General features: G+C 72.6%; 5 protein-coding genes and 1 pseudogene. 3 read left to right on the forward strand and 3 right to left on the reverse strand.

Going from position 1 to position 4887, the window contains the following annotated elements:
- Positions 1-137 precede the first annotated feature (137 nt).
- A complete protein-coding gene (locus tag ACZ3YO_RS39750) occupies positions 138-854 on the forward strand; it encodes a hypothetical protein (protein ID WP_465579153.1) in 717 nt (238 codons plus the stop codon).
- A 15-nt stretch (positions 855-869) separates the two neighbouring features.
- Here ACZ3YO_RS39750 and ACZ3YO_RS39755 read toward each other — a convergent pair whose 3' ends face one another.
- The 3 genes from ACZ3YO_RS39755 to ACZ3YO_RS39765 all read right to left on the reverse strand — a co-directional run bounded on the left by ACZ3YO_RS39755 (position 870) and on the right by ACZ3YO_RS39765 (position 3807).
- Positions 870-2048 (reverse strand): TolB family protein, encoded by a 1179-nt coding sequence (locus ACZ3YO_RS39755; protein WP_465579155.1) that lies wholly within the window; start codon positions 2046-2048, stop codon positions 870-872.
- 306 nt (positions 2049-2354) lie between these two features.
- Positions 2355-3125 (reverse strand): lysophospholipid acyltransferase family protein, encoded by a 771-nt coding sequence (locus tag ACZ3YO_RS39760; protein ID WP_396326162.1) that lies wholly within the window; start codon positions 3123-3125, stop codon positions 2355-2357.
- 256 nt (positions 3126-3381) lie between these two features.
- The gene (locus ACZ3YO_RS39765) at positions 3382-3807 is read right to left on the reverse strand and encodes a DUF4395 domain-containing protein (RefSeq protein WP_465579157.1); all 426 of its coding nucleotides are present in this window, start codon (positions 3805-3807) and stop codon (positions 3382-3384) included.
- 212 nt (positions 3808-4019) lie between these two features.
- Here ACZ3YO_RS39765 and ACZ3YO_RS39770 point away from each other — a divergent pair, with 212 nt between their 5' ends.
- Together ACZ3YO_RS39770 and ACZ3YO_RS39775 are read left to right on the forward strand one after the other, a co-directional pair.
- The gene (locus ACZ3YO_RS39770) at positions 4020-4433 is read left to right on the forward strand and encodes a thioredoxin family protein (protein ID WP_465579159.1); all 414 of its coding nucleotides are present in this window, start codon (positions 4020-4022) and stop codon (positions 4431-4433) included.
- A gap of 358 nt (positions 4434-4791) precedes the next feature.
- Positions 4792-4887 (forward strand): annotated as a pseudogene (locus tag ACZ3YO_RS39775) (electron transfer flavoprotein subunit beta); the annotation flags it as partial.

Raw genomic sequence — 4887 nt, forward strand, 5'->3', positions numbered from 1 at the left:
TGGTACTGCAGGGGGGACCCTGTGGGAGAGTAGGACGCCGCCGAACAATCATTCACAAAGAACCCCCGATCCGTCACGGATCGGGGGTTCTTTGCATTTCCGGGACGCCGACAGGCCGCCGGCTCTAGCCTGGCGCCGTGACAACTCGAAACCGAATTACCCGTACCGGTGCGGCCGCTCTCGTGGCTGCCGGCCTCGTGTTCCTCGCCGCATGCGGAAACGACGGCTCCAGCAGTGGTGGAAACAGCGCCGACGGCAAAGCGAGCCACGTCGGCTGGTACCGCACGGTCGGCGACCTCTGCGCGGCGGTGGGTGACCCTGGCCTGCCGGGGCAGCTGAGGAGCTCCATACCGGTGACGAGCGAGGGGATCGCGAGCGACCCGTCCAAGACGATCAGCTGCAGCTACGACGGCGGAACGGCAACGGAGGACTGGCGGGTGAGCATCGACGTGACCGTCTTCGAGGCGGCCCGCGGCTGCCACTGGCTGGAGGTCGAGGCGGACATCGCCAAGTCCCCGCTGGGCGGGCCCAAGCCGACCGAGACGCGAAAGTTCGAGAAGACCGACGGCGGGGGGCTCGGCCAGGAGGGCTACCGGTTGGCGGTCCGGCATCCGCTCACCGACACCATCCCCGGGCCGGTCGACCAACTGACCTTCAAGTCGGGAATCTGCGACGGGAACCTGCGTGTGACGGTCGACGTCGACTACGACGCGGGCACGGAGATGTCCGCGGATTACCCGGGCGCGCTCGACAAGGCGGAGCAGGCGTCACAGAAGAAGGCCGCCGAACTGCTCAAGCGGACGCGGGACAAGCTGTACGAGCGTGCGATGAGCCCCCAGCCGACGGCTTCGTGACAGGGCGGCGCCCGGCTAGGGGGCCACAGCCGTGCCCCAGGCCGGCCGGCTTTCCCAGCGGTCGGTGGTGCTGGTGATCGGGGCGACGTTCGAGCCGTCGCTCTTCATGGTGAACAGCTCGGCGTTGCCGTTGGCCGGGGCCTGGGTGAAGGCGATCGAGGTGCCGTCGGGGGAGTAGGCGGCGGCGCCGTAGAAGACGTCGGACGGGCCGGGAGTGAGGGCGCCGATGGCGGTGCCGTCGGGGTGGACGGTGTAGATGCCGCCGCCGGGGGTGCCGTCGGAGCCGGCCGGGTAGGTGGTGAAGACGATCTGGCTGCCGTCGGGGGACCAGTTCGCCCGGTCGCCGGCGCGCAGCTCCCAGGGGGTGAGCTGGCGCAGGCCGGTGCCGTCGGCGTTGACGAGGTAGAGGGCGCGGCTGTTGGCGGGCTGGCCGGTGGCGCTGGTCTGGTAGGAGAAGACGATCTGCTTGCCGTCGGGTGACCAGGCGGGGTTGGTGACGCTGCCGGAGTACGGCTTGTCGTTGGTGAGGAAGGTCAGCCGCTGGACGTTGGTGCCGTCGGGGCTCATGGCGTAGAGGTCGCTGTACTGGATCTGGTCGGCCGTCGAGTCGGTGGCGCCCCAGGTACGGCTGAAGGCGATCTGCGTGCCGTCGGGGGAGAAGGCGGGGGTGACCTCCGCCTCGTTGGTGCAGTCGGGGGCGCCGGCCTCGCAGAGCGGGCCGATCTGGTGGGCGTTCGCGCCGTCGGCGCCGATCGTCCAGATCCGGCCGGATGACTCGCCGTCCGTGCGGTCGAAGGCCAGCGTGGTGCCGTCGGGTGACCAGTCGGGGTGGTCGTCGCGGGTCTGGGCGGGCGGCTGGGTGAGCTGGTGGTCGCCGCTGCCGTCGGAGGCGATGGTGAAGAGGGCGCTGGTCGTGTGCGCGCTGTCGAGGAAGATCCGGCCGGCGATGAGGCCGTTGTGCCGGGTGGCCGTGACGGCTCCGGCGGGTGCCACGGCGCCGGAGGTCGGGACGGAGACGGCGACGGCGGGCTCGGGGGTGGGGCTCGCGGAGGGGGGCTCGGACCGGATCTCGCTGAGCGGGATCTCGCCCGGCTCGGCGCCGCACCCGGTGAGCAGGGCGCCGGCCAGCAGAAGGCCCGCACCCGCGCGGGTACGGGCCGTGGTGGTGAGTGGCAGCTGCCGTTTGCCGGTCATCGCCGTGTCATCTCCGTCTCTGGTGCAGGACAAGGCCCCGAAGGAGCTGTCACTGTGGCAGATCGGGAGTGCGGACGGGCGGGCGACACGCGACGCTCCGGGACCGGTCGGTCACACGGAGTATGAAGAGCCGACCGTCCGGTTGACCGATCGGGCACGGATGGATCGAGCGTGGACCGGTCGGGTGCCGCGCACAGGAGGGTGCGCACAGGCGGGTTCGGCGGGGCCGGGCGCGGGGGGCCTCAGTACGGACGGACCGGGGACGGACCGGGTGAGCCGGCCCCCGACGGGCCGCTGACCGGTCGGTCAGTCCCGGGCCGCGCGGCGTTCGGCCCGGGCGGTGGCCTCCGCCTCGTCCTCGGCCTCGGCGATCTCCAGGGTGGGCGCGGTGCCGCCGAGCTGGGCGGGCATCCACCAGGTGTCGTCCGGGCCGCTCGGCTTGCCGGGGTACTCGCGCTGGGCGATGTCCAGCATCTCGCTCATCGCGGCGCGCAGCCGGCGGGTGACCATCACGGGCTTGTCGCCGGGCTCCAGGACGATCGGCTTGCCGATCATGATGGTGACCGGGACGTGCCGCTTGGTGAGGGTCTTGGGGCGACCCTTGGTCCAGAGCTGCTGGGTACCCCAGAGGATGACCGGCAGCAGGGGGGCGCCGGAGTCGGAGGCCATCCGGGCGGCGCCGGTCTTGAACTTCTTCAGCATGAACGAGCGGCTGATGGTCGCCTCGGGGAAGACCCCGACGACCTCGCCGGCGCGCAGCGCGCTCACCGCGGCCTCGTAGGCGGGCTGGCCGTCGGTGCGGTCGACCGGGATGTGCTTCATGCCGCGCATCAGCGGGCCGGAGATGCTGTGCCGGAAGACGTCGTCCTTGGCCATGAAGCGGGTCTTGCGCTTGCCGCCGCGGTAGGCGCCGAGGCCGGCGAAGAGGAAGTCCAGGTAGCTGATGTGATTGCTCACCAGGACCGCTCCGCCCTTGGCGGGGATGTTCTCGGCACCGACGATCTTGATGCGCACGTCGAGCGCGCGGAAGACGGTCAGTGCGGCGCCGATCACCGGCGGGTACACGAACTCAGCCACGGTCAGTCCTGACTTCCCACGGGCTCTGGTGGCCCGGTACGGCGGTACCCGGGCCGTGCGGTGGGGGCCGACCGGAGGCGCGGCACGCCGCGGCGGCCACGGGTGATACACGGAGATGATCCCCCGAACGGGTGCCCGCTGTCACCTGAACCGGGTCGCCGGGCGCGATCCGGCGGTGTGATCTCCGTGATGGGTCGGACGGGAACCTTCCGGTGGTGCCGGGGGACAGCGGGCGGAAGCCGGTCGCCCGGCGGGCTCAGGCGGCGGGGTCGAGGCGGCCCTGGGCGCGGCGGACCAGCAGGTACATCTCGCAGCCGAGGCAGTAGCCGAAGGCGGCGTTGAGGAAGGCCGCGGCCAGCGCGAAGCCGGTGGCCAGCAGGCCGAGCCAGGTCACCCCGGTGAGGAAGCCGAGCGTGCCGATGACGGCGAAGGCCAGGCCGACCCCCTGGGCGAAGCGCGGCGGGCGCTCGTCCTCGGTCTCGGTGGGCGGTGCCAGCCGGGGGCGGACGAGCGTGCGGTACAGCCCGCCGTACGGGGAGCGGTGCAGGCCCCCGACGGCGCCGAGGGCGAAGACGACGGCTTGGAGGGCGAGCAGAAGCCAGCTGCCGGTGAGCAGGACGGCGATCAGGACGAGGGTGGTGAGCACGGCGGCGAAGCGCGGGCCGCGGGGGTCGATCTGCACGGGGACTCCGGGAGTGGGCGCGGGGAGAGTGGTGACGGCGGGGCGCGTCAGCGACAGCGCGAGGCCGTGGCCCGGCACAGGTCGACCACAAGGCGGGTGGTCAGCAGCAGCTGTGCGGGGCGGTCGGAGTCCACCCGGCGATCGTACGGCGGTCCGGCCCCGGCGGTCGACCTGCTTGCGGGAGCCGGGCGGCCCTGGCGCAGACTGGGGGGATGACCGGGTTGGTGGTGTGCGTCGTCGTGCTCGCGGTGGCGAGCGCGTTCGGGCTGCTGCGGGCCAAGCGCGACGGGAGGCTGCGGGTGCGCACGAAGGACGGGGCGGTGCGGCTGTCCGTGGAGGAGCTGGGCGAGCCGTTGGGCGAGCGGGCCACGCTGGTCCAGTTCTCGACCGCCTTCTGCCAGCCCTGCCGGGCGACCCGCCGGGTGCTCGGCGAGGTGGCGGGCATGGTCGAGGGGGTCGTGCACGTCGAGCTGGACGCGGAGGCGCGGCTGGAGCTGGTCCGCCGGCTGGAGATCCTGCGGACGCCCACCGTGCTGGTGCTGGACGCGGGTGGCCGGGTGGTGCGCCGGGCGGCCGGGCTGCCGCGCAGGGCGGACGTGATCGCGGCGCTGGGCGAGGCGGTCTGACCGGCGCCACCGGCGCACTGGACCGCTCCGGCGGGGGACCCGCGCACCGACGTGCCGCCCCGTCAGGTGGTACCGGGGGCGGGCTGGGGCAGGATGGGCGCTGACGGCAAGTGCAGGCCGTCCCGCCGCTCGTCCGAATCCGGGGTCTCCGGGGCCGTCGCGGGCATCGCGCGGGGCGTCCGGCCGGGCCCGGCGGCGTAAGCTACTGGCCAGTAGTGACCACTGAGCTACCGGCGAGTATGCTGCCAGGAAGTTCCGGACCGGCACGGGAACACGCTGCCCGGAGCGGGTGCGTGCCGTGTTCGCGCCCGCTTGCACAGCCGCAGCCGCCGGACGAGACCAGTACAGGAGACAGGCCGTGAGCTTGAGGATCGTTGTCTGTGTGAAGTACGTGCCGGACGCGACGGGTGACCGTCGTTTCGCGGACGACCACACCACCGACCGGGAGGGCGTG

The organism is Kitasatospora sp. NPDC022785 (assembly GCF_055561295.1).